Annotated in this window: 28 protein-coding genes; 17 read left to right on the forward strand and 11 right to left on the reverse strand. The window is 60.7% G+C overall.

From position 1 onward, the window contains the following. The first annotated feature begins 29 nt into the window (after nt 1–29). From PG899_RS09065 to PG899_RS09090, 6 genes are all read left to right on the forward strand, one after another. Nucleotides 30–806, forward strand: a complete 777-nt coding sequence (locus tag PG899_RS09065) for a DUF4311 domain-containing protein (RefSeq protein WP_016352193.1) — start codon at nt 30–32, stop codon at nt 804–806. Between the two features lie 11 nt (nt 807–817). After that, on the forward strand, nt 818–1,468 hold the full coding sequence (locus tag PG899_RS09070) for a DUF4310 family protein (protein WP_011707606.1): 651 nt from the start codon (nt 818–820) through the stop codon (nt 1,466–1,468). A 43-nt stretch (nt 1,469–1,511) separates the two neighbouring features. Beyond that, entirely contained in the window at nt 1,512–2,651 is a 1,140-nt protein-coding gene (locus PG899_RS09075; RefSeq protein ID WP_077095253.1) for an amidohydrolase/deacetylase family metallohydrolase, read from the forward strand. Beyond that, nucleotides 2,635–3,750, forward strand: coding sequence for a DgaE family pyridoxal phosphate-dependent ammonia lyase (locus PG899_RS09080; RefSeq protein ID WP_077095254.1), 1,116 nt, complete (start codon nt 2,635–2,637; stop codon nt 3,748–3,750). The genes PG899_RS09075 and PG899_RS09080 overlap by 17 nt, the downstream gene beginning before the upstream one ends. Continuing rightward, nucleotides 3,750–4,490, forward strand: coding sequence for a 2-dehydro-3-deoxy-phosphogluconate aldolase (gene dagF, locus PG899_RS09085; RefSeq protein ID WP_077095255.1), 741 nt, complete (start codon nt 3,750–3,752; stop codon nt 4,488–4,490). The genes PG899_RS09080 and dagF overlap by 1 nt, the downstream gene beginning before the upstream one ends. A gap of 104 nt (nt 4,491–4,594) precedes the next feature. After that, entirely contained in the window at nt 4,595–6,499 is a 1,905-nt protein-coding gene (locus PG899_RS09090; RefSeq protein WP_077095256.1) for a BglG family transcription antiterminator, read from the forward strand. Between the two features lie 15 nt (nt 6,500–6,514). Here the strand turns inward: PG899_RS09090 and npr are convergent, their stop codons facing one another. The 10 genes from npr to PG899_RS09140 all read right to left on the reverse strand — a co-directional run bounded on the left by npr (nt 6,515) and on the right by PG899_RS09140 (nt 13,329). Continuing rightward, the gene (gene npr / locus PG899_RS09095) at nt 6,515–6,787 is read right to left on the reverse strand and encodes a PTS phosphocarrier protein NPr (protein ID WP_005305943.1); all 273 of its coding nucleotides are present in this window, start codon (nt 6,785–6,787) and stop codon (nt 6,515–6,517) included. Between the two features lie 20 nt (nt 6,788–6,807). Continuing rightward, the gene (gene rapZ / locus PG899_RS09100) at nt 6,808–7,674 is read right to left on the reverse strand and encodes an RNase adapter RapZ (RefSeq protein WP_011707611.1); all 867 of its coding nucleotides are present in this window, start codon (nt 7,672–7,674) and stop codon (nt 6,808–6,810) included. Between the two features lie 42 nt (nt 7,675–7,716). Next, the gene (ptsN, locus tag PG899_RS09105; protein ID WP_005305951.1) at nt 7,717–8,163 is read right to left on the reverse strand and encodes a PTS IIA-like nitrogen regulatory protein PtsN; all 447 of its coding nucleotides are present in this window, start codon (nt 8,161–8,163) and stop codon (nt 7,717–7,719) included. A gap of 2 nt (nt 8,164–8,165) precedes the next feature. After that, nucleotides 8,166–8,453: a ribosome hibernation promoting factor gene (gene hpf, locus PG899_RS09110; RefSeq protein WP_005305957.1), complete on the reverse strand. Its 288-nt coding sequence runs from the start codon at nt 8,451–8,453 to the stop codon at nt 8,166–8,168. A 21-nt stretch (nt 8,454–8,474) separates the two neighbouring features. After that, a complete protein-coding gene (locus PG899_RS09115) occupies nt 8,475–9,914 on the reverse strand; it encodes an RNA polymerase factor sigma-54 (RefSeq protein WP_270697340.1) in 1,440 nt (479 codons plus the stop codon). Nucleotides 9,915–9,979: 65 nt separating this feature from the next. Beyond that, nucleotides 9,980–10,705, reverse strand: a complete 726-nt coding sequence (gene lptB, locus PG899_RS09120) for an LPS export ABC transporter ATP-binding protein (protein WP_011707613.1) — start codon at nt 10,703–10,705, stop codon at nt 9,980–9,982. A gap of 3 nt (nt 10,706–10,708) precedes the next feature. Continuing rightward, on the reverse strand, nt 10,709–11,236 hold the full coding sequence (lptA, locus tag PG899_RS09125) for a lipopolysaccharide transport periplasmic protein LptA (RefSeq protein WP_016352198.1): 528 nt from the start codon (nt 11,234–11,236) through the stop codon (nt 10,709–10,711). Next, nucleotides 11,223–11,783, reverse strand: a complete 561-nt coding sequence (gene lptC / locus PG899_RS09130; protein ID WP_016352199.1) for an LPS export ABC transporter periplasmic protein LptC — start codon at nt 11,781–11,783, stop codon at nt 11,223–11,225. The genes lptA and lptC overlap by 14 nt, the downstream gene beginning before the upstream one ends. Continuing rightward, nucleotides 11,780–12,334, reverse strand: a complete 555-nt coding sequence (gene kdsC / locus PG899_RS09135; protein ID WP_077095257.1) for a 3-deoxy-manno-octulosonate-8-phosphatase KdsC — start codon at nt 12,332–12,334, stop codon at nt 11,780–11,782. Before kdsC ends, lptC begins: the two co-directional genes overlap by 4 nt. Beyond that, nucleotides 12,334–13,329 carry a KpsF/GutQ family sugar-phosphate isomerase gene (locus PG899_RS09140; RefSeq protein ID WP_017409369.1) on the reverse strand — a complete coding sequence of 332 codons (996 nt, stop codon included), beginning with the start codon at nt 13,327–13,329 and terminating at the stop codon, nt 12,334–12,336. The genes kdsC and PG899_RS09140 overlap by 1 nt, the downstream gene beginning before the upstream one ends. A gap of 207 nt (nt 13,330–13,536) precedes the next feature. Between PG899_RS09140 and mlaF the strand changes: the two genes are divergently transcribed. From mlaF to murA, 7 genes are read left to right on the forward strand one after another with little or no spacing between them, the layout of a single operon-like run. Further along, on the forward strand, nt 13,537–14,337 hold the full coding sequence (gene mlaF, locus PG899_RS09145) for a phospholipid ABC transporter ATP-binding protein MlaF (RefSeq protein WP_011707618.1): 801 nt from the start codon (nt 13,537–13,539) through the stop codon (nt 14,335–14,337). Continuing rightward, nucleotides 14,337–15,116, forward strand: a complete 780-nt coding sequence (gene mlaE, locus PG899_RS09150) for a lipid asymmetry maintenance ABC transporter permease subunit MlaE (RefSeq protein WP_011707619.1) — start codon at nt 14,337–14,339, stop codon at nt 15,114–15,116. The genes mlaF and mlaE overlap by 1 nt, the downstream gene beginning before the upstream one ends. A 7-nt stretch (nt 15,117–15,123) precedes the next feature. Continuing rightward, nucleotides 15,124–15,615 (forward strand): outer membrane lipid asymmetry maintenance protein MlaD, encoded by a 492-nt coding sequence (gene mlaD, locus PG899_RS09155; RefSeq protein ID WP_011707620.1) that lies wholly within the window; start codon nt 15,124–15,126, stop codon nt 15,613–15,615. 9 nt (nt 15,616–15,624) lie between these two features. After that, nucleotides 15,625–16,257 (forward strand): phospholipid-binding protein MlaC, encoded by a 633-nt coding sequence (gene mlaC, locus PG899_RS09160; RefSeq protein ID WP_043160671.1) that lies wholly within the window; start codon nt 15,625–15,627, stop codon nt 16,255–16,257. Then, nucleotides 16,254–16,526: an STAS domain-containing protein gene (locus PG899_RS09165; protein WP_077095258.1), complete on the forward strand. Its 273-nt coding sequence runs from the start codon at nt 16,254–16,256 to the stop codon at nt 16,524–16,526. The genes mlaC and PG899_RS09165 overlap by 4 nt, the downstream gene beginning before the upstream one ends. Beyond that, on the forward strand, nt 16,526–16,783 hold the full coding sequence (ibaG, locus tag PG899_RS09170) for a BolA family iron metabolism protein IbaG (RefSeq protein ID WP_005306001.1): 258 nt from the start codon (nt 16,526–16,528) through the stop codon (nt 16,781–16,783). The genes PG899_RS09165 and ibaG overlap by 1 nt, the downstream gene beginning before the upstream one ends. Before the next feature lie 17 nt (nt 16,784–16,800). Continuing rightward, a complete protein-coding gene (murA, locus tag PG899_RS09175) occupies nt 16,801–18,057 on the forward strand; it encodes a UDP-N-acetylglucosamine 1-carboxyvinyltransferase (RefSeq protein ID WP_011707623.1) in 1,257 nt (418 codons plus the stop codon). 85 nt (nt 18,058–18,142) lie between these two features. Here the strand turns inward: murA and pmbA are convergent, their stop codons facing one another. Beyond that, nucleotides 18,143–19,486: a metalloprotease PmbA gene (gene pmbA / locus PG899_RS09180; protein ID WP_011707624.1), complete on the reverse strand. Its 1,344-nt coding sequence runs from the start codon at nt 19,484–19,486 to the stop codon at nt 18,143–18,145. Nucleotides 19,487–19,564: 78 nt separating this feature from the next. Here pmbA and PG899_RS09185 point away from each other — a divergent pair, with 78 nt between their 5' ends. The 4 genes from PG899_RS09185 to PG899_RS09200 all read left to right on the forward strand — a co-directional run bounded on the left by PG899_RS09185 (nt 19,565) and on the right by PG899_RS09200 (nt 22,590). Next, nucleotides 19,565–20,119, forward strand: coding sequence for a hypothetical protein (locus PG899_RS09185; RefSeq protein ID WP_190283799.1), 555 nt, complete (start codon nt 19,565–19,567; stop codon nt 20,117–20,119). 794 nt (nt 20,120–20,913) lie between these two features. Continuing rightward, nucleotides 20,914–21,600 carry an antirestriction protein ArdA gene (locus tag PG899_RS09190; RefSeq protein WP_270697341.1) on the forward strand — a complete coding sequence of 229 codons (687 nt, stop codon included), beginning with the start codon at nt 20,914–20,916 and terminating at the stop codon, nt 21,598–21,600. Nucleotides 21,601–21,794: 194 nt separating this feature from the next. Further along, entirely contained in the window at nt 21,795–22,007 is a 213-nt protein-coding gene (locus tag PG899_RS09195) for an Hha/YmoA family nucleoid-associated regulatory protein (RefSeq protein ID WP_190283800.1), read from the forward strand. A 13-nt stretch (nt 22,008–22,020) separates the two neighbouring features. Then, nucleotides 22,021–22,590, forward strand: coding sequence for a recombinase family protein (locus PG899_RS09200; protein ID WP_114522673.1), 570 nt, complete (start codon nt 22,021–22,023; stop codon nt 22,588–22,590). Nucleotides 22,591–23,258 lie beyond the last annotated feature (668 nt).

Raw genomic sequence — 23,258 nt, forward strand, 5'->3', positions numbered from 1 at the left:
GGTACCACCCCACAAGAAGGATACGTTGGATGTTTCTAATCATATTTATCAAGTCACTCATCATCGGCGGCCTGGTCGGCGTCGGGGTGGGGGCCGGCGCGGCACGGATGTTCCACGCGCCGACCGTACAGGGCATGGGAGCCTTCCGTACCCTGGGAGAGCTCAACTCCTGTGAAGGGGACCCCGCCTCCCACTTCTCGTTTGGTCTGGGCTTCTTCTTCAACGCCTGGGCCTCCACCGTGGCGGCCGGCGCCTTCACCCAGGATGTGGATCATCGCATCATTCCGCACTGGGCAACGGCGGCACTGCTGTTCAAGAACCGGGATCTCGCCACCACCCTGCACGACCCGAAGAAGATGGCCATCGCCGGCGGCATCATAGGTGCCATCGTGGTCGCCTTCCTCAACAGCACGGCCGCCGCCGTACCGGCCGCATTGCAGGTCACCGCGGTCAAGGTGCTGGTACCGGCCGCCAACCTGCTGGTCAACACCGTCATGCCGGTGATCTTCTGGCTGGCCGCCATCGAGGCGGGCAAGAAGTCCGGTTTCTGGGCCACCATCTTCGGCGGTCTGGCCCAGCTCATCATGGGCAACGCGGTACCGGGCCTGGTGCTCGGCATCCTGATCGGCAAGGGCGTGGAAGAGAGTGGTTGGAACCATGTCACCAAGGTGATGATGGCGGCCATCGTCCTGCTGTTCGTGCTGAGCGGCTTCTTCCGCGGCTTCGACATGAAACTCATCGAGTCCTTCCATCTGGGGGTTCCCCTGTGGCTGGAAAACGTCCATAACCTGCTGAGCGGCAAATAAGGGGTCACACCGTGGATGAGAAACTGAAAAACAACTTCTGGTACGCCGACTGGTCCTTCCCCATCTTTGTCGGCCTGCTCTCGGCCGGGGTCTTTGCCGGTACCCACATGTTCTATCTGTACGGGGTCGGCGCCTTCAACGAGGTGGCCTTCGTCGCCATGCTCAAGGCCGGCATGGACACCGGTGCCTATGGTGCGGTGGCGGCTTTCGGCGCCAGCTTCCTGTTTGCCCGCATCATCGAGGGCTCCCTGGTGGGGATCCTGGATATCGGCGGCGCCATCCAGACCGGGGTCGGCCTCGGCGTGCCCGCCCTGCTGCTGGGGGCCGGCATCGTCTATCCGGTGGAGAACTTCGGTGCCTCCCTGGCAACCGGCATGGGGATTGGTCTGGCCATCGGCTACGTGATCATCCTGGCACGCAAGTTCACCATCAATCAGAGCAACTCCACCTACGGCGCCGACGTCATGATGGGGGCTGGCAACAGCTCGGGCCGCTTCCTCGGCCCCTTAATCATCCTCTCCGCCATGGGCGCCTCGATTCCGATCGGCATCGGCTCTCTGCTGGGTGCGCTGCTGTTCTACGTGTGGGGCAAGCCCATCACCGGCGGTGCCATCCTGGGGGCCATGCTACTCGGCACCTTCTTCCCGGTTGCGCTTGCATAACCATCCGCCGCCCTGCGGGGCGGCGCTCGAGAGGCCATCTAGCATGTACGACATCATCATCAAAGCGGGGCGCCAGGGAGATGGCCTGCTCGTCGATATCGCCATCAGGGAGGGCAAGATAGCCGCCATCGGTACCCTGCCGGAGATGGCAGCAGCGCAGCAGATCCTGGATCTCGGCGGCCGGGTGCATGTGAGCGCCGGCTGGATCGACGGCCACACCCACTGCTACCCCGCCTCCCCCATCTATCACGATGAGCCGGACAAGGTGGGCGTGGAATCCGGCGTCACCACCGTCATCGACGCCGGCAGTACCGGGGCCGACGACGTGGATGACTTCCAGCGTCTCGCCGCCGGCTGCAAGACCCGGGTGCATGCCCTGCTCAACATCTCCCGCATCGGCCTGCTGCGCCAGAACGAGCTGGCCGACAGCCGGGACCTCGATATGGATCTCGCCTCGGCGGCCATTGCCCGCCACCCCGGCTTCATCGTCGGCATCAAGGCGCGGATGAGCGGCAGCGTGGTGGGTGAGAACGGCCTGCAGCCGCTGCGCATGGCCAAGGCACTGCAACAGGCCCACGGCCGGCTGCCGCTGATGGTACACGTGGGCAACACGCCGCCGGATCTGGACGAGATTGTCGCCCTGCTGGGCGATGGCGATCTGCTGACCCACTGCTTCAACGGCAAGCCCAACCGCATCCTGACCCCGGCCGGTGAACTGCGCCAGGCGGTGCGTGAGGCGATGCAACGGGGACTCTTGCTCGACATCGGTCACGGCGGCGCCAGCTTCAGCTTCGAGGTGGCGGAGCTGGCCATTGCCCAGGGGATCCTGCCCCGTACCATCAGCTCGGATATCTACTGCAAGAACCGCATCAAGGGGCCGGTCTACAGCCTGGCCCACGTGATGTCGAAGTTTCTCGCCATCGGCATGACCCTGGAGCAGGTGCTGGCCTGCGTCACCCAACATGCCGCCGATGCCCTGCGCCTGTCCGGCAAGGGGCGACTCGAGGTGGGCGCCGATGCCGACCTGACCCTGTTCGAGGTGAGCAGCGGCCCCACCCTCTTTACAGATACCGAAGCCGGCGCCCGCAATGGCGATCGGCAGTTGCTGCCCCTCGCCGCCCTGGTCGGTGGCGAACTGGTTCTGACTCACTATGGGAAATCACACCATGCCTTCTGTGTATGAGAAATATCAGCTCAAACCGGTGATCAACGCCTCCGGGCGCATGACCATTCTCGGCGTCTCCACCCCCGAGCAGGAGGTGGTCGACGCGGTCAACTTCGGCCTCGGCCACTACTTCGAGGTGAAGGATCTGGTCAACAAGACCGGCGCCTACCTGGCCGGCTTGCTGGACGTGGAAGATGCGGTGGTGGTCTCCTGCGCCAGCGCCGGCATCGCCCAGTCGGTGGCCGCAGTGATAGTGCGCGGCGACCCCTACCGCCTCGAGCAGTTGCACGCCCATGCCCACGATGTGCCGAGCGAAATCGTGTTGCCCAAGGGACACAACGTCAACTTCGGCGCCCCGGTCGGCACCATGGTCAACCTGGGTGGCGGCAAGGTGGTGGAGGCCGGCTACGCCAACGAGTGCTCTGCCGCCCAGCTGGCCGCCGCCATCAATGCCAGCACAGCTGCCATCCTCTACATCAAGTCCCACCACTGCGTGCAGAAGAGCATTCTGTCGGTGGCCGAGGCAGCCGAGGTGGCCAAGGCCCACGGGCTCCCGCTCATCGTCGATGCGGCGGCCGAGGAAGATCTGCGTCTCTACTACAACCTGGGGGCCGATCTGGTCATCTACAGCGGCGCCAAGGCCATCGAAGGGCCCACCAGCGGGCTGGTACTTGGCAAGCGCCAGTACGTGGAGTGGGTCAAGCAGCAGGCCAACGGCATCGGTCGCGCCATGAAGGTGGGTAAGGAGGGGCTCCTCGGCCTCACCCACGCCATCGAGCGCTATCTGGCCAAGGAGAAGGAGAGCGGCGCCGCCATGGTCGCCAAGATGACCCCCTTCATCGAGCGCCTCAACCAGCTACCCGGCGTCAGCGCCAAGGTGGTGTGGGACAGCGCGGGGCGCGACATCGCCCGCACCGATATCGCCTTCGACCACCAGCAGATCGGCATGACTACAGTGCAGGTCGTCGCCCGTCTGCAACAAGGCACGCCTGCCATCTACTGCCGCGGCTACAAGGCCAACGAGGGGCACCTCGAGATAGACGTGCGCAGCGTCACCCTGCCCCAGCTCGACCAGATCCACTCCGCCATTGCCCACCTCGTTCAGGAGAACAACTGATGTCTTTGACTCCCAATTACTACCGCGATCGGGTCTGCCTCAACGTGCTGGCCGGCTCCCGACAGAATGCCGTCGACATTTATGAGGCCGCCCAGGGCCATGTGCTGGTCGGCGTGCTCTCCAAAAACTACCCGGATGTGCCCTCCGCGGTGGCCGACATGCAGGCTTACGCCAAGCTTATCGACAATGCCCTCTCCATCGGGCTGGGGGCCGGCGATCCGCGCCAGTCCGCCATGGTGGCCGAGCTGGCTCGCCAGCTGCAGCCCCAGCACGTCAATCAGGTGTTCACCGGCGTCGGCGCCAGCCGGGCGCTGCTCGGCCAGTCTGACACCCTCGTCAATGGCCTTGTCTCCCCCACCGGCACGCCGGGGATGGTGAAGATCTCCACCGGCCCACTGAGTAGCCAGCAGCCCGACGGCATCGTCCCCATCGACACCGCCATCGCCCTGCTCAAGGACATGGGCGGCAGCTCGGTCAAGTTCTTCCCCATGGGCGGACTGGCCTGCCGCGCCGAATATCAGGCGGTGGCCGAGGCCTGTGCTCGCCACGGCTTCTGGCTGGAGCCCACCGGCGGCATCGATCTCGACAACTTTGAGGAGATAGTGCGGATTGCGCTGGATGCCGGGGTCGAGAAGGTGATTCCCCACATCTACAGCTCCATCATCGACAGTGCGAGCGGTCAGACCCGTCCCGAGGACGTGCGTACCCTGCTGACCACGGTGAAGCGGCTGCTGGCCTGACAGCCCTCAGGCACCGGTCCGATCACTGACTGGTGCCTGGCTTGTTAATGACTCGCTTGTTAACATCGATTTTTCATTCCGCGACAGGAGTCCGTTCCCCCCTCATGATCAAGCTGCCCCACCCCAGACTCCATCAACTGCTCACCCTGCTCCACGCCGAACCGCTGCCGCAGGAGGAGCTGGCCCGCCGCCTCAATGTCTCCACCCGCACCGTGCGCACCGACGTGGCGACCCTGAACGAGATCATCGCCACCCGGGGCGCCCACCTGATCCACCAGCGCGGCAGCGGCTATCAGCTCAAGATCTACAATCAGGAGCTGTTCGAGGTACTACTGGCGGCCCAGGAGCAGGAGAGCGGGCTGCCCCGCACCAGCCGCGAGCGGGTGCTGCACCTGCAGATCCTGCTGTTGACGGTAGAGCAGGGCATCAAGCTCGACGAGCTGGCGGACACCTGGTATCTGAGCCGGGCGGCACTGCAGGGGGACATGGCGGAAGTACGGGAGCGGCTCGCCCACTTCGGACTCACCATCGACAGCAAACCCAGACAGGGGATGCGGATCCAGGGGGGCGAGACGGCCATCCGCGCCTGCCTCACCCAGCTGCTCTATCAGGAGCTGCTGCACAGCAACCCGCTGCAGAGCCTGCTGCCCAACCTCTGTCCCAGCAAGACGCTGGAGGTAGTGGGCAATCACATCCACGAGCAGCTCGGCCGTCATCAGCTGCGCCTGGCCGATGAGAGCCTGCAGCAGCTCGCCATCTACTGCGCCGTCGCCCTGCTGCGCCAGGCGGCCGGCCACGAGCTGCACCAATTCACCTGCGAGGATCTCACGGCACCTCTGCTGGCGGTCGCGCGCGACATCTATGGCGAGCTGCCGACCCTGACCCCGCCGGGGGAGGAGGAGATAGCCTGCCTCGCCATCCAGATCCAGGCCCGCCTCACCGCCGATGCCCCCCAGCTCAGCCCGGCCATGGCGGCCGAGAGCGAACAGCTGGTGGAGCATCTGCTGGCCTACATTCACCAGCACTACCCCTATGACCTGCGCGGCGATCTGCAACTACGGGCCGACCTGCAGACCCACATCAGCGCCATGCTGCTGCGGGTCAAATACCAGATCGGCAGCCACAATCCGCTGGCGGACCACATCAAGCAGTACTACCCCCTCGCCTACGACATCACGCTGGCGGCTATCTCGGAGTGGATCAGGCAGACTCCCTATCGGCTGACCCACCACGAGATAGGCTATCTGGTGATCCACATCGGGGTCGGGCTGGAGCGCCACTACGACATCGGTTACACCCGCCGCCCCCAGGCGCTGCTGCTGTGCGATGCAGGCAACGCCACCTTTCGGGTGCTGGAGGCCCGCATCAAGCGGGAGTATCCCCAGTTGCAGCTGACCATGCTGGAGTCGGTGCGGGATTACGAAGGGCTGGCGCGGATCGAGCAGGACTTCGTCATCAGCACCGTCAAGGCCGGCGAGAAGAACGTGCCCGTGGTGCAGGTCGCCCCCTTCCCGACCCAGTACCAGCTGGAGCAGCTCGGCAAGCTGGTGCTGGTCGATCGCACCCGCCCCTACCTGCTCGACAAGTACTTCGATGCCGACCACTTCATGGTGGCTACCGAACCGCTCAGCCAGGCGGCGCTGTTTGATCGCATCTGCAGTCAGCTGGAGGCGGAGGATCTGGTGGAGAGCGGCTTTCGGGGATCGTTGCAGGAGCGGGAGCGGATCGTCTCCACCATGCTGGGGGACGGCATCGCTCTGCCCCACTCCCTCGGCCTGCTGGCGCGCCGCACCCTGGTCTATACCGTGCTGGCCCCGCAGGGGATCGACTGGGGCAACGGCGAGAGCGCCACCCTCGTCTTCGTGCTGGCCATCGCCAAGGCCGACTACGAAGAGGCCATGGGGCTCTACGACCTGTTCCTGGCGCTGATGAACGAAAAAGCCAGCAGGAATCTGCTGGCTTGTCGGGATTTTGCCGCCTTCAAGGCGCTGGCACGCAGCGCACCTTGAGCATGCCGAGGTGCGTTACTCCTCGTTGAAGCCCGAGGTGAACAGCGCCACCACGGCGGCCAGGGCCTCCACTTCCTCGGGCCCCTCCACCTGGACTTCCACCTGCTTGCCCTGGGCGGAGTCCAGCATCAGCAAGCCGATCACGCTGTCCGCGTCGGCCTCGACCCCCTCTTCGTTGCGCAGCAACACGTGGGCATCGAACCCCTGCACCAGCTCGAACAGCATCATGGCCGGTCTGGCATGCATGCCCAGTTTGTTTTTCACTTCCACCGAGGCTGAGACGGTCATCTGATCTTCCTATTGGTCCATCAAAATTGCGGCGCACTCTTGTCGAGGGTGCGGTGGCGGATCTGGACGTTCTTGCCCAGCAGGCGGAAAGCGCCGGCCAGCTGCTCGGCAATGAACACCGATCTGTGCTGGCCACCGGTGCAACCGATGCCGACTGTCACATAGCTGCGATTGTTGCGCTCCAGGTGAGGCAACCAGGTCGCCAGCATGTTCTCGATCTGCAGGATGAACTGCATCACGTCGGGCTGGCTGGAGAGGTAGCGTGCCACCGGCTCATCCTTGCCGGTGAAGGGCTTGAGTTCGGGGATCCAGTGCGGATTGGGCAGGAAGCGGGCGTCGAACACGAAGTCGGCATCCTTGGGAATACCGTACTTGAAGCCGAACGACTCGAACACCAGCACCAGCTCGTTCTCCTTCTTGCCGAGCACCCGGGTCTTGATGAGCTCGCTCAGGTCGTGAATGCTGAGGTTGGTGGTATCGATGCGCAGGTCGGCCGTCGAGGAGAGCGGCGCCAGCAGGTGGGTCTCTTCCCGAATCGCCTCGTCCAGCGACAACTGATTGCGTGACAAGGGGTGCAGCCGGCGGCTCTCGCCGTAGCGCTTGAGCAGGGTGGAGTTTTCCGCATCGAAGAAGAAGCTCGAGAACTCCACCCGCCCCTCGTTGCGAACCTGGGCCAACAGGGTTTCCAGCTTGTCTGGGCTCGCCGGCAGGTTGCGCACGTCGATGCTGACCGCCAGCTTGTCATACTGGCTCTCGACCGAGACGATCAGCTGGGGCAGCAGGTTGACCGGCAGGTTATCCACGCAGTAATAACCGAGATCCTCCAGCACACGCAGGGCAACTGTCTTGCCCGAGCCGGAGCGCCCACTCACCACTATTAATTGCATCTTGTTCCCTCACCGCTTGGCGTCATTGCAAGGGCCTGCATCTCAGGCCGATGTCATGATCTGATAGAGTTCTTCGTCGCTGGTTGCCTGGCGCAACTGGCGGCATACCGCCTTGTCGCCCAGTTTGGATGCCATCAGGGAAAGGGTCTTGAGGTGCTGCTTGCACTCGCTTTCCGGCACCAGCAGGGCGAACAGCAGGTCAACCGGTTGATTGTCGATGGAATCGAAGGGGATCGGCTCTGCGAAGGTCATCAGGATGGCGGTCGGCGGAAACTCGTCGCCGATCCGGCCGTGGGGAATGGCGATACCGGCACCGATCCCGGTACTGCCCATTTTTTCTCGCGCCAGCAGGCACTCGAAGAGCACCTGACGAGAGGTCCCCAGACGCTCAGCGGCTAACTCGCTGATGATCTCCAGGGCGCGTTTCTTGCTGGTACAAGGGACCGCACTTTTGGTGCAGTCCCGACTCAGTATGTGTTCAAGTTGCATGGTTATTTTTGATTTAACTTATCTTTGTGCTTGATGATCTGCCGATCCAGCTTGTCCAGCAGGGTATCAATCGCAGCGTACATGTCGGCATGCTGCGAATTGGCGAACACCTCACCCCCGCTGACATGCAGCTTGGCTTCGGCGATCTGGTTCAGTTTTTCTACGCTCAACACCACATGAACATTGTTGATGTGGTCAAAGTGACGCTCGAGTTTGGCAAATTTGTTGTTCACATAATCACGCAGAGCTTCGGTGATCTCGACATGGTGTCCGGTCAGGTTAATTTGCATAACGTCTTCCTTTTGTTTTGCCTAAACCAGGCGTTTGCGCTGATTGGATGGCGGGATCAACAAGGATTCACGGTACTTTGCGATCGTGCGTCTCGCCACCATAATACCCTGTTCGGCCAGCAAATCCGCGATCTTGCTATCACTTAGCGGCTTAGCGGGATTCTCCGCCGTGACCAGCTTCTTGATGAGCGCGCGAATTGCGGTCGATGAGCACTCTCCTCCTCCCTCCGTGTTGACATGACTGGAGAAAAAAAACTTCAGTTCGAAGATGCCGCGCGGCGTGTGCATGTACTTCTGGGTCGTGACCCGCGAGATGGTCGACTCGTGCATCTCCACCGCTTCGGCGATGTCGTTGAGCACCATGGGTTTCATGGCCTCTTCACCGTATTCAAAAAAGCCCTGCTGCTGCTCGACGATACAGCTGGCCACCTTGAGCAAGGTGTCGTTGCGGCTCTCCAGGCTCTTGATGAACCACTTGGCTTCCTGCAGGTGGGAGCGGATGAACTGGGTATCCTGGCTGGTGCGAGCCTGACGGGCCATGGCGGCATAGGTCTCGTTGACCCGGATGCGCGGGGCCGAGTCCGGATTGAGCTCGACCACCCACTTGTTGCCCTTCTTGACCACGGAAACATCCGGGATCACGTACTGGGATTCGCTCTGAATGACGCCGTTGCCGGGTCTCGGCTCCAGCTGCTGGATCAAATCCAGCACCTCCTTGAGGTCGCTCTCCTTGAGCCGGGTCTTGCGCGCCAGGGTGCGGTAGTCGCGATTGCCGAGCAAGTCCATGTGCTCGAGAATCACCTCCTTGGCCTCGTTGAGCCAAGGCAGGTCCGGGGAGTATTGGCCCAGCTGGATCAGCAGGCACTCCTGCACCGAGCGGGCGGCGATGCCGACCGGATCGAAATGTTGCACCCGCTTGAGCACCGCCTCCACTTCATCGAGCTCCACCTCGACATCCTCGCTGCTTACCGCAGTCTGGATATCTTCCAGCGACACCGTCAGGTAACCGGATTCGTCGATGGCGTCGATAATGGCGAGGGCGATGGCGGCATCCACGTCGCTGAATGGGGTCAGGCGCATCTGCCACAGCAGATAATCCTGCAGGTTTTCGGTGGTTTCGCCCTGATAGATGCTGTCTTCGCCGTCGTGGTTCGGGCCCGCGCTCTGGGCCGTGCCAGCCGAGTAGACCTCTTCCCAGGTGGTATCTACCGGCAGTTCGTCCGGCATGTTGTCCTGGGACATGGCATCGCTGGAGTCGAGTTGGCTGGCATCGACCGGCTCTTCCGGGCTGGTCTCCTGCACATCATTTTCTTCTTGCTCCAGCAAGGGGTTGTTGTCGAGCGCTTGCTGAATTTCCTGCTGGAGTTCCAGAGTGGAGAGCTGGAGCAGACGAATCGCTTGTTGTAATTGCGGCGTCATGGTCAGGGACTGGCCGAGACGCAACTGTAATGTCGGCTTCATCTACGTCGGGATATCCTTATGTTCAGCGAGGCAGTCGTCACAGGAAATGAAGAGATGCCCCCTTACTATAGACTGAATTGATCGCCCAAATAGACGCGCTTGACCTGTTCGTCGGCCAGTATGTCGGCCGGTGCACCTTCGGCAATCATCTTGCCGTGGCTGACGATATAGGCCTTCTCACATACGTCCAGAGTCTCTCTGACGTTGTGGTCGGTGATCAAGACGCCCAGGCCTCTATCTTTGAGATGCTGGATGATCTTCTTGATGTCTATCACAGAAATGGGGTCGACCCCGGCAAAGGGTTCATCCAGCAGGATAAAACGCGGCTCGGCAGCCAGTGCCCTAGCGATCTCGACCCGGCGCCGCTCCCCGCCCGACAGGCTCTGCCCCAGGCTGTCACGGATATGGGTGATGTTGAACTCTTCCAGCAGTTGCTGGACCTTGTCCTCCCGCTCTTCGCGGCTCAACCCCTTGCGGGTCTGCATGACCCCCATCAGGTTGTCGAACACCGACAGGCGACGGAAGATGGAGGCCTCCTGCGGCAGATAGCCGATACCGTTGCGGGCACGGATATGCATGGGTTGCAGGCTGATGTCCTGATCATCGATGGTGATGAGGCCGGCATCGCTCTGCACCAGCCCCACAATCATGTAGAAGGAGGTGGTCTTGCCGGCGCCGTTCGGACCTAATAGCCCGACAATCTGGCCGGTCCCCACTTCCAGGCTCACATCGCTCACTACCATGCGGCGCTTGTAACTTTTTTGCAGGCCGGCTGCTTTCAACACTGCCATGGTTTATTTTCCCTGCTTCTTCTGATCGGCCGGCTTGTCGAAATTCTCTACCTGATCCGGCAGGAACACCGTCTTGACCCGCTGGTTCGGGGTCTTGCTCTCGGCAATCATCTTCTGTTTGACGATGTCGTAACGGATCAGGTCGCCATTGACCTGGCTGTCTTCCTGCTTGAGCTGACCGTTGCCGGTGATGGTCACCAAGCGGTTCTTCAGCTCATAGCGGATGCTGTTGCCATGGGCATTGACCGGCTTGCCGTTGTCCAGGATCTGGAAGAAGGTGGCAGGCTTGCCATAAGCCGTCATCACCTCGGCACCCTTCTCGCCGGAGCGGATCACCACCACCTTGTCCGCCTTGATCTTGATGGTGCCCTGAGTGATGGTCACATCCTGCTCGAAGGTGATGCGGTTGTCCTGCATCTCGGCCACCTGCTTGACCGCATCCACATAGACCTTCTCGGCAAAGTCGGACTCTTTGGCGCTCACGGTGCCGCACAGCAGCAGGGCCGCGAGGGCCAGATTAGCGTTTTTCATTGAAATAGATGGCATGGCCCTGATCCAGTAATTCAAAATATTTGCGTTCCAGATGACCCTTCAGGCCGACGCCCTCGGTCTGGAAATCCTTACCCACTATGCTGACCTGCTGATTGCTTCTCACGTTCTGGGTCACCAGATCCAGCTCCAGATAGGGGGTATCCAGCGTGGAGATGAAAGAGGTGGGCAGCAAGCCGTCCAGATGCACCTTGTCCCGCAGGATCACGTTGTCATCGGTGTTGAGCACGCCGGTGTCGGCAGTGACCTTCCACTCGGGCTCCCCCTGCTTGTCGAACATGTAGACCACCGGCTTGTCAAAGGTGGCCTGCTCGAGGATCTGGTAGTACTCCGCATAGCGGGACTCCAGCCGCTCGGTGCGACGCCCCTCGACATCGAAGCGGGTCGTCACCAGATTCTTGGCGGTGAAGTCCGGCTGATAATTCTCCACCTTGGTGGTCGGCTCCGGCGCCAGTTCGATGTCGCCGAGCTGCCAAGCGGCCAGCGCAACCAGGAACAGCAGGGCGAACAACAGGGTCTGTCTGCTCATACCGAGGCCTCTGGCTGATAGTCACCCAGCCCCTGGGCCTGCAAAATGAGATCGCACACCTCGCGCACCGCGCCAACACCGCCGGCCAGCCGGGTCACCATGTCAGCCCGCGCCAGCACCAGCGGATGGGCATCGGCCACGGCGATGCCGAGGCCACAGGCCTGCATCACCGGCAGATCGATGGTGTCATCGCCGATATAGGCCGCCTGCTCGGGGGTCAGTGCCAGCTTGGCCAGCAGCGCTTCGAAGTGGGGCAGCTTCTGATCTGCCCCCTGTACCAGGTGCTGCACCCCCAGGCTCTTCATCCGATCGCTGACGATGCGGGAGTTGCGCCCGGTGATGATGGCAATCTCGACCCCGGCGTTGAGCAGCGCTCGCATGCCGGCACCGTCGCGGGTACAGAAGGTCTTCAGCTCTTCGCCGTCATTTCCCATGTAGATGAGGCCATTGGAGAGCACCCCGTCCACATCGCACACCAGCAGGCGGATCTGCGCCGCCTTCTCAAACTGGCTGCGCGTCACCGGACCATAGAGGGTCGGTACGTTTTGCATCAAATTACTCCGGCTTTCAGCAGGTCATGCATGTTGAAGGCACCCAGCGGGCGCTTGTCGCCATCCACAACCAGTAATCCGTTGATCTTTCTGGTTTCCATCAGTTTGACGGCCTCGGCTGCCATCATCTCTGGTCCCACGGTAACACAGTTGACCGTCATCACGCGGCTGATCGGGGTGTGGTGGATATCCACCTGCAGGTCCAGAATGCGGCGCAGGTCGCCGTCGGTGAACAGACCGGCCAGACGGCCATCGGCATCGGCCACGGCCGTCATGCCAAGCCCCTTGCGGCTCACTTCCAGCAGTGCCTGGCTGATGGTGGCATCTATCCCCACCTGGGGCAACAGCTCACCGCTGTGCATCAGATCACCAACCCGCAGCAGCAGTCGCTTGCCAAGGGAACCGCCCGGATGAGAGAGGGCGAAATCATCGGCGGTAAAGCCACGGGCTTCCAGCAAGGCCACTGCCAGCGCATCGCCCATCACCAGGGTCGCGGTGGTACTGGAGGTGGGTGCCAGCCCCAGCGGGCAGGCTTCTTTCTCTACCTTAATGCACAGGTGCACGTTCGCTTCTTTCGCCATGGTGGAGGCCGGGTTGCCGGTCATGCAGATGAGCGGGATGCCGCGGCGCTTGAGCACCGGCAGCAAGGCCAGGATCTCGTCGCTCTCACCGGAGTTGGAGATGGCGATGATGAGATCGCCGCCGGAGATCATCCCCAGATCGCCGTGGCTGGCTTCACCCGGATGGAGGAAGAAGGCGGGAGTGCCGGTGCTGGCCAAGGTAGCCGCAATCTTGCTTCCGACATGACCTGACTTGCCCATGCCGGTGACCACTATCTTGCCACTGCAACGCAGTATCATCTCGCACGCCTGATCGAAGGCATCGTTCAGGTACTGGTAGAGTCCATCAATCGCTTGTTTCTCGATGTCCAGCACGGTACGGGCGCTGCGACGAAAATCGAACAGTTCAGACACTTTTTCAGACTTTACAGACATAAAGGCACAGCTCCGGGCTGAAATTTGCTGCGGGATTATAAAAAAGTCTGTCGAGATAAGCGAATCGGATACTTCCCGACCCGAAAAGAGAGACAATTGGTTACAAAAAACTGTCGCGCGTCTGGACAGGCAGGCTGTTCAATAGTTGTTCCTTGCTGTTGCTTAGACCTAGACTAGCCCATAAAATTCGCTCTTCATTTACACCGGATGGACAATTGTTTGAACGATGACCTGATCACCATCTCCGACCTGACCTTCAGTCACGGAGATCGGCTGTTATACGACGGGATAAACCTGACCATTCCCCGTGGCAAGGTCACTGCGGTCATGGGCCCCAGCGGCATCGGCAAGACCACCTTGCTGCGGTTGATCGGCGGCCAGCTCAAGCCCGAATCCGGTCATATCCTGTTTGACGGGGAAGATATCCCCACCCTCTCTCGCTCGCGCCTGTACGAGGTGCGCAAGCGGATGAGCATGCTGTTCCAGAGCGGCGCCCTGTTTACCGGCATGACTGTGTACGACAACGTGGCCTTCCCGCTGCGTGAGCACTCCGGCCTGCCCGAGGAGCTGATCCACACCATCGTCATGATGAAGCTGCAGGCGGTGGGCCTGCGCGGCGCGGCAAGACTGATGCCGTCCGAGCTCTCCGGCGGCATGGCCCGGCGCGCGGCGCTGGCCCGTTCCATCGCGCTGGATCCGGACCTCATCATGTATGACGAGCCGTTCGTCGGCCAGGATCCCATCACCATGGCGGTGCTGGTGAAGCTCATCAAGGATATGAACGATGCCCTCGGCATCACCTCCGTCATCGTCACCCATGACGTGAAAGAGGTGCTCAGCATTGCCGACTACGCCTATATCATCGCCAACCGCAAGGTGGTGGCGCACGGCACGCCGGCACAGCTGCGCGAGGAGCACAATCCCGAGGTCGAGCAGTTCCTGAAAGGATTGCCCGACGGTCCTGTTCCGTTTCATTTTCCGGCAGGCGACCTGCTACAGGATCTCTGATGTTGACAAGCCAGGTAAGCAAACTGGGGCGAAGCGGGGTGCGATTCATCAGCGCCATCGGCCGCGCCACCATCATGTTGTTTCACGCGTTGGCGGGCAAACCTGCGCCGCGCAAGCACTTCCCGCTGCTGGTGCAGCAGTTGTATGTGGTCGGGGTGCAGTCGGTCGCCATCATTCTGGTGTCGGGCCTGTTCATCGGCATGGTGCTCTCGTTGCAGGGCTACAACGTACTGAAGGACTTCGGTGCCGAGCAGAGTCTGGGGCCGCTGGTCTCCCTCTCTCTGCTGCGGGAGCTGGGCCCCGTGGTGACCGCGCTGCTGTTTGCCGGCCGCGCCGGCTCGGCCCTCACCGCCGAAATTGGCCTGATGAAGGCCACCGAACAGCTCTCCAGCCTGGAGATGATGGCGGTGGATCCGCTGCGCCGGGTCGTCGCGCCGCGCTTCTGGGCCGGGGTCATCAGCATGCCGCTGCTGGCCTTCATGTTCAGCCTGATCGGCATCTTTGGCGGCAAGCTGGTCGGTGTGGACTGGCTGGGGGTGGACGAAGGCAGCTTCTGGTCCGCCATGCAGGCCTCCGTCGACTGGCAGGATGACATCATGCAAGGGGCCATCAAGAGTCTGATCTTTGCTCTGGTGGTCACCTGGATTGCGCTCTTTAACGGTTATGATGCCAAGCCGACCTCGGCCGGGATCAGTCAGGCCACGACCCGTACCGTGGTCCACTCCTCCCTGGCCGTGCTCGGCCTGGATTTTATACTCACCGCAGTCATGTTTGGATAAGGTAAAGATGAAGTTCAGCAAAGTAGAATTCCTGGTTGGCGCTTTCATGCTGGCCGGCATCGGTGCCATTCTGGCGTTGGCACTGCAAGTGGCAGGTTTGAGTTTCAAACCGGAAGGAGAAACCTATACCCTGCGCGCCCATTTCGATAATATCGGCGGCCTGAAAGTACGCTCACCGGTCAAGGTGGGCGGCGTGGTGGTCGGTCGGGTCAGCGACATCACTCTGGACGCCAAGAGCCAGGTGCCGATCGTCTCTTTGCAGATGCAAAAGAGCGCCGGCGAGTTCTCCGAGACCAGTACCCTCTCCATCCTGACTTCGGGGCTGCTCGGCGAGCAGTACATAGGCCTGATGCCCGGCTTTACCGATGAGGAGATGGGCACCAGCATGCTCAAGGATGGCGACATGATTGAAGACACCAAATCCGCCATTGTGCTGGAAGACCTGATTGGAAAGTTCCTCTACAGCCAGTCTTCCGACACCAAATCAGACAGCAAGTAAGGAGTAACCATGTTCAAGAAGATCGCCCTGCTGCTGGGCCTGATGACCAGCATACTGTTTTCCCTGACCGCGCAAGCCACCGATGCCACCGATCCCTATGCCCTGGTGGATCAGGCGGCCAAGCAGACCTTCGCCCGCCTGAAGGCCGATCAGGCTCAGGTGAAGAGCAATCCGGATCACCTGCGGGTGATCATCCGCGAAGAGCTGCTGCCCTACGTGGACAACCGCTTCGCCGCCTACAAGGTGCTCGGCAACCAGATCAAGCAGACCACCCCGGCCCAGCGTGACGCCTTCGTCGAGGTGTTCACCGAGTACATGGTGAGCTCCTACGCCGACGCCCTGGCCCATTTCGACAAGCAGACCGTCAAGGTCGAGCCGGGCAAGGCCGCCGGTGACAGCAACATCACCGCGGTCAACGTCAGCGTGAAAGAGGCCGGCAAGCCGGACATCTTCCTCGAGTTCAAACTGCGCAAGAACAACAAGACCGGCGAATGGAAAGCCTTCGACATGGTCGCCGAAGGGATCAGCCTGCTCTCTGCCAAGCAGAACGAGCTGGGCGGCCTCATCCGCCAGAACGGCATCGATGCGGTGATCGCCCAGCTGCGCGCCCACAATGCCAAGCCGCTGGTGCTCAAGAAATGAGACTGAGCGGCGAGCTGCAGGCGACCCAGGTCGTTGAGTTGTGGCAACGGCGGGCCGACTGGTGGCAGGAAGACCAGATCGAGCTTAGCGATGTTAGCACCCTGGATTCGGCAGGGCTTGCCCTGCTGGTCAAATGGGCCAAAGCCGCATTGGCACGAGGCGCCACACCGCAACTGGTGGGCGCCTCCACTGATTTTTATACCCTAGCCAACCTCTACGGGGTGGCCGGATTGTTTCAGTCAACCCCGCTCACAACTGAGGACGCATAATGCAAGTCTCTGAAATTGAAGCGATACTCCTCGAGGCTCTGCCATTGTCCGAAGTCCATGTCAAAGGGGACGGCAGTCACTACCAAGTGATCGCCGTCGGCGACATGTTTGACGGCATGAGCCGGGTCAAGAAGCAACAGGCCATCTATGCCCCGCTGATGGACAAGATCGCCAGCAACGCCATTCACGCACTCTCCATCAAGGCTTTTACCGATGCCGAGTGGAAACGCGAACGTAAATTCCTACTGCCCTCCTGATTTGGTATCAAACGTAAATGGACAAATTCAAGATCGATGGTCGTTGTACTCTCAACGGCGAAGTGACCATCTCTGGCGCCAAGAACGCCGCTCTGCCGATCCTGTTCGCCACCCTGCTGTGTGATGAGGAGATCCACCTCTCCAACGTGCCGCGCCTGAAAGACGTGGGTACCACCATCAAGCTGCTGGAGATGCTGGGTGCCACCACCAAGGTGAACGGCAACGTCACCGTGCTGACCGGTGCGGTGAACAACCATGTCGCCCCCTATGAGCTGGTAAAGACCATGCGCGCCTCCATCCTGGCGCTGGGCCCGCTGGCCGCCCGTTTCGGCGCGGCTGACGTCTCCCTGCCCGGTGGCTGCGCCATCGGTGCCCGTCCGGTCAACCTGCACGTGCACGGTCTGGAGCTGATGGGCGCCAAGATTGCCATCGAGGATGGTTACATCAAGGCCCGTGTCGACGGCCGCCTGAAGGGTGCCCACATCCTGATGGACATGGTCTCCGTCACCGGTACCGAGAACCTGATGATGGCCGCCACCCTGGCTGACGGCCGCACCGTGATCGAAAACGCCGCGCGCGAGCCGGAAGTGGTCGACCTGGCCAACTTCCTCAATGCGCTGGGCGCCAAGATCCAGGGCGCGGGCACCGACACCCTGACCATCGACGGTGTCGAGCGTCTGCATGGCGGCAGCTACAGCGTCCAGCCCGACCGTATCGAAACCGGTACCTTCCTGGTGGGTGCAGCGGTCACCGGCGGCAAGATCACCTGCCGCAAGACAGACCCGACCCTGCTGGAAGCGGTACTGGTCAAGCTGGAAGAGGCTGGCGCCCTGATTGAGAAGGGTGAAGACTGGATCACCCTCGACATGACTGGCCGTACCCTCAAGCCGGTCACCATCAAAACCGCCCCCTACCCGGCCTTCCCGACTGACATGCAGGCCCAGTTCACCGTGCTGAACGCGGTGGCCAAGGGCACCGGCATGGTCACCGAGACCATCTTCGAGAACCGTTTCATGCACGTACCCGAGCTGGTGCGGATGGGCGCCGACATCGAACTGCAGGGCAATGTGGCCATCTGCCGCGACACCCAGCAGCTCAAGGGTGCCCAGGTGATGGCGACCGACCTGCGCGCCTCCGCCAGTCTGGTGCTGGCCGGCTTCGTCGCCGAAGGCTCCACCATCGTCGATCGCATCTACCACATCGACCGTGGCTACGAAGACATCGAGCACAAGCTGCAAGGCCTCGGCGGCCGCATCGAGCGCATCAAGGGCTGATTGCCGCCCCTGCGCACGCCGATACAAAAAGGCCCCTCGCACTGCGAGGGGCCTTTTTCATGGCTGCAATCCGCTGATGCCGGGATCAGTGGCCGGCCAGCTTCATACTCTCGACCAGCACCGAGCCGGTCTTGAGGCTGGAGCGCTCATCTTCGTCGCTGCCCACCGCCACGATATGGCTGAACATCTCGGCCAGATTGCCGGCGATGGTGATCTCTTCGACCGGATAGGCTATCTCGCCGTTCTCCACCCAGAAACCGGCAGCACCGCGGGAGTAGTCCCCATTGACGATATTGACCCCCTGCCCCATCAGTTCGGTCACCAGCAGGCCGGTGCCCATCTCCTTGAGCATGCCATTGAAATCCTGACCGGTGCTGGAAACCTGCCAGTTGTGGATGCCGCCGGCGTGGCCCGTGGTGGTGAGCCCCAGCTTGCGGGCCGAGTAGGAGGTAAGTAGCCAGCTCATCAGCTCGCCATTGCGCACTATGTCCATGTCGCGGGTCAGCACGCCTTCGCCATCGAACGGAGTACTGGCGAGCCCCCCCAACAGGTGGGGGAACTCCTGGATGGTGAGCCACTCGGGCAGGATCTGCTTGCCCAATTTGTCGAGCAGGAAGCTCGACTTGCGGTAGAGATTGCCACCGCTGATGGCCATCACCAGATGACCCCACAGACCGGCCGCCGTATCGGGATGGAACAGCACGGGAGCGTGGCGAGTGCTGATCTTGCGGGCCCCCAGACGAGAGAGGGTGCGCTCCACCGCCTCGTCGGCGATGCGCTGCGGGCTCCAGAGCCCGTCCAAGGTACGGCTGGAGGAGTAGCCGTAATCGCGCTGCATGTCGCCGTCCTGCTCGCCGATCAGCACGCAGCTCAGGGAGTTGCGCGATGCCGCGTAGCCTTTGACGAAGCCATGGCTGTTACCATACACCTTGATGCCGAGGTGACTGGAGAAACCGGCGCCGTCGGAGTGCTTGATGCGGGTATCGCGGCCCAGCGCCAGTCGTTCACATTCGATGGCCAGTTCGATGCCGCGCTGCGGATCCAGCTCGATCGGATGACACAGTTGCAGATCCGGGGCGTCCCAGGCCAGCAGCTCGGCATCAGCCAGACCGGCGCAAGCATCTGGCGAGGTGTGCCGGGCAATCTCCATGGCCGCTTCGACGGCGGCACGAATGGCTGACGGGCTCAGATCCGTGGTGGAGGAGGAACCCTTGCAGCCATCGCGATAGACGGCGATGCCGAGCGCCCCGTCCTTGTTGAATTCGATGCTTTCCAGTTCACAACCCCGGGTGTTCACCGACAACCCGGTCTGCTTGCTGATGGAGACTTCGGCAAGCCCGGCGCCCAGTCCCTTGGCAATCTCCAGGGCCTCGGCAACTACGGCTTCAAGATGGGCTTGATCCTGGCGGATTTGGTCTTGCTGATCCACTACCATTTACGTAAAACCTTATAAATCAATTGGTTAAGTGACTGCTCATAGTGTTTTTCATACCATGAGGCAGACCAAATGGCATCCCCCATTCTACAACACAGTGATCAGCTTGTCGCCACCATAGCCAAGCAACCAGTGTCCACCTTCGGGACCCACTACACCAAAGAAGTCGCCCTCTTCATCGCACGACACCTGAACAAGGCCCAAGGCTGGGCTGCGAGTCTCTACCTGCGGACCATCGCTGAGGGTATCGGTTGCACCACCCGCACAGTCCGTAACTCTCTGCGTCGTCTGGAGGCCATCAGCTTCTTCAAGACCGAGTTTCGGAAACACGCCCAGATAGCCAACTGGAATCTGGCCTCTGTGTACCGCATCGGGTCGGCACTCCTAGCCCTTTTCCGTACCCCCAGCACCAAGCGTCCGGCTAAGTCTTCGACTTCTTTTAAACAGAAACAAAGTAACAAGGATCACGCTCCCGTTTCTTCGTCTGTGGATAAGTTCGCCATGTTCGACCGGAAGAGGGTCAACAGGACACCGGAGGAATGGGAAGCCAGCCAGAAGGCCAGCCAAGAACACAACAGGAGCGCCCTTGAGAAGCTGAAGGCTCTGTTCGTGAGGGGGCAGTCATGAAGATCACGTTCGACGTTGAGCGCATACAGGAAGCCCTAGCGAACCCCGAGCAATCCGGACTGAATGACGTGGATTTGGCCCTACTCCCTGCCCTCCTAGAGCTGGCAGGAGGTTCCAATCACTGCGTCATTATCGACGACACACGGGCACCGAAGAAGAAGCGGAAGCCAAGGCCGAGTCGTATCAAGCGGAGTAAGCGGAAATGATGACCGAGCGTAAAACTCTGGTATGCGTGGAGGCTGGGCTGGGGGTTGCTGAAGGGCTGGTATTCCCCGTGCTGGGAGAGAATGGGAGTGTGTGGGAGATACTGCTGGGCGGTGTGTATCGCAAGGTGAACAAGCGGTCTGGCCGTGTGCAGGGCTGGAAGACAGGCCCGAGGTTCGAGAGTGTGTGAAGACGCTGGGAAGGCCGGAGGGTTACTTGGGGTCAGCTTTGAGTCTGACCCTTGGTAAATTCTGGAAAAAATCTGAACGTCCTCTTCAGTGATTTAACGCCCGCGATTTCCCCCCGTACCCCCCCACAAGAACCAGCCACCAGACAGCCCTGCCGTCCTCTTCCTGTCACCACCTGAGCGCCTGCCTGCGCCTCTCCTTCTCCATACCCCAAGCCATCCCATTGCTAACACATAGGCGAGCCCCTGCGTCTTCCTATCGCCTCCTGCTGTGTCTCTCTGCCTGTCCCTGCGTCCCATTAGGTATACCTTCCAAGAAAAATTTATAGCAGGGTATTGACCCGTCCAAAAAACGTCTCTAAAGTACAGTCCCGTAACCACTTAGACATAAGGAGACACTGCGATGAACATTGAATCCCGTGCTGCTGACCTGCGGACCTCCATCAAGCTGATGACTGGCGACCTCTGCTACTGCAAGACACGCGCTCAAGTTGCCTCTCTGCGTGAAACCATTCGTCAACGTGAAGAAGAACTGAAGCGACTGGAGGACCAAGCCTTCATCAACCGCTGTGTGGCTGTGCTGGATACCGCTGGGATGGGAGAACACAACGTCTACATCCACTGGTTCCGCATCGACTACGGCTGCTGGATTGACGCTGAAGAGGTCGTTAACGCTGGGGGTCTGAGCGACTACCTAGAGTCCCTTGGGATGGAACCGGCAGACGTGGCCGAGCTGATGACCCAAGACTGGGACTGTCAGGATGCTGAAGGGCTGGCCTCTCACTGCCTGCACAAGTACGGGAGCTTTGACTGGATGGCTCTGGAGGAACTGCTGGAGGTGGACTGTGAGCCCGAGGTACTGGCGGCAGGACTGGCCTGTGAGATTGCACCAGAAGAGATTCAGGACCGCTACATGGGTTCCTGGGACAGTGACGAGGACATGGCGATGGAGCAATGGGAGGAAGGAGGACTACTTGAGGCAATCCCAGCGGCTGCCCGTGGGTACATTGACTGGCAGGCCGTAGCGAGGGACATGGAGCTTAACGGGGAGTTCGTGAGGTCAGACACCTACTACTTCCGCAACTGCTAAGAGGGTGGCTTCCCTTAGCGCCAACTAGGGGAAGCCTGAGCGAATCACCTATCAACTCTGGGGAGAGTAATGATGAAGATGGAACCACTCGGAAGGGGAATCTACAGGCTGCACATGGAGGGATCAAGTTATACAATCGCTGGCTTTGTTGATTGCTGGCGATTCGCTTGGGAGAAGATGAAGGAGGTTTCCGAATGATTGACTTGGTTATCAGACTACGCCGATTCAAGAGCAGGAAGTCACTGGAAAGAGTCGCCCCAAGGATGCTCGATAGGGCTTCCTCTGCGGGCCTCCAAGAGGAACTGAAGGTCATTACTGCGATTGACCATCGGAAAGCTGAGATAGCAGCAGGAAGGCTTTACGACGCGGGGAAAGTCCCTATGACAGCTTGGGCATTGGTGGATTGAGTAGGAGAGAGTGATGGGACAGGTTATCGGTTATGCGCGAGTGTCGTCTGTCGGTCAATCGCTGGATGTTCAACTGGACAAACTGGCCGAGGCTGGAGCTGAGAAGGTCTATCAGGAGAAGATGTCCGGCAAGTCAGCCAAAGACCGTCAGCAACTCCAAGCCATGCTGGGGTATGTCCGAGAGGGGGACACCGTGGTGATCACCAAGCTGGACCGTCTGGGCCGTTCTCTCGCTGACCTTCTGGCTATCGTGGAGAAGCTGGAAGAGAAAGGAGTGACCCTCCGTGTGCTGGACCAGACGTTTGACACAGGGAGCGCACAGGGCCGCCTGATGCTGTCCATGCTGGGAGCCTTCGCTGAGTTCGAGCTGGAGCTGAGGAAGGAGCGGCAGATGGACGGGATAGCCAAGGCCAAGGAGCAAGGGAAGCACTTGGGCCGACCGAAGGAACTGGACGAAGAGAAGGTCAAGGAGCGTCTGAAGGTAGGCGACCTGTCCCCTGCTGGTGTCGCTAAGGAGCTGGGTATCGGGAGGTCTACAGCCTACCGGATAGCGAAAGCGATGAAGGATGAAGGCGAGCTGTGAGTTGATCGAATGTGTCTATCGGTAGAGCCATGAGCCATCGAAAAGACCTATCAACAGGAGCTTCTTAATGAACATTAGAGAAGTCTAATTTACCCTGACCAATAGAAAGAACTGATCGAGTGACCCACTTTGATCGAATCTTTCAATCGACCCCCGAGGCTGTTCACTGCGACACCTTGGGGGTTTTTCGTTTGGGAGGACTCGACGATGGCCCGTGTGTCTCTTGCCGTCTCCCTCTGGCCCCTTCTCCTTGCCTCCCTTCTCCTTGCCTCCCTTCTCCCTTCCATCCTTGTCCCTGCTGTCTTCAGGCTTTCTCTGTGGATCTCTGAGATCGTGCAGGGGTGAGCCTGTGGGGTTGCATAGGGGAAGGCGTAAGGTGAGCACAGAGAGCGTCTGAGGGGCTATCTGGAGGGGAGCAGAGGGGGACTATGGGGCTGACTCTGGACTTGTTCGTCTGAGTGCCCCTGTTTGTTGTCCCGAGGTCAATCCCGAGGTCAATCCCGAGGTCCATCCCGACGACTCCCCGAGGTCCATCCCGACGACTCCCCGAGGTCCATCCCGAGGCCAGCATTCCCGACGACCATCCCCAAGACCATCCCCAAGACACCTTCCAGAGACTTCCAGAATAGGAGCTAATTGGGCTAGTCACTTTTCCCTGACCCTAGGGG

It is taken from the genome of Aeromonas sp. QDB39, assembly GCF_027707585.1.
Classification (GTDB): domain Bacteria; phylum Pseudomonadota; class Gammaproteobacteria; order Enterobacterales; family Aeromonadaceae; genus Aeromonas; species Aeromonas hydrophila.